The organism is Streptomyces atriruber (assembly GCF_001418325.1).
Taxonomy (GTDB): domain Bacteria; phylum Actinomycetota; class Actinomycetes; order Streptomycetales; family Streptomycetaceae; genus Streptomyces; species Streptomyces atriruber.
This window is the reverse complement of the sequence record NZ_LIPN01000252.1, coordinates 1-229: the sequence shown is the minus strand read 5'-3', so window position 1 is coordinate 229 and position 229 is coordinate 1. Positions and strand designations below refer to the sequence as shown.

Annotated in this window: 1 protein-coding gene; it reads right to left on the bottom strand. The window is 69.9% G+C overall.

What is annotated here, in order from left to right; translation table 11 throughout:
* Positions 1–194 (bottom strand): hotdog family protein (locus AOK03_RS43520; RefSeq protein ID WP_208609589.1); only part of this gene is annotated, 194 nt, incomplete at its 3' end.
* Positions 195–229 lie beyond the last annotated feature (35 nt).

Sequence of the window (229 nt, the reverse complement as noted above, 5' to 3'; positions counted from 1 at the left end):
GGAGTGAGTACGCCGGTTGCGTGGCAGACCCACGAGCCGTCCCCGCCCCCACCATCGGCATCGGCATCGGGACGGCTGTAGACCTGAATACCCCGCCGCCCGTCCTCAGCCGCCTCGTCCACCACCACCTGCACCCGCAGACCCGACACCGCAGGCACCACCACAGGCGCCTGCAACATCAGCTCCTCCACCACCGCACAACCAACCTCATCCCCGGCCCGCAACGCCC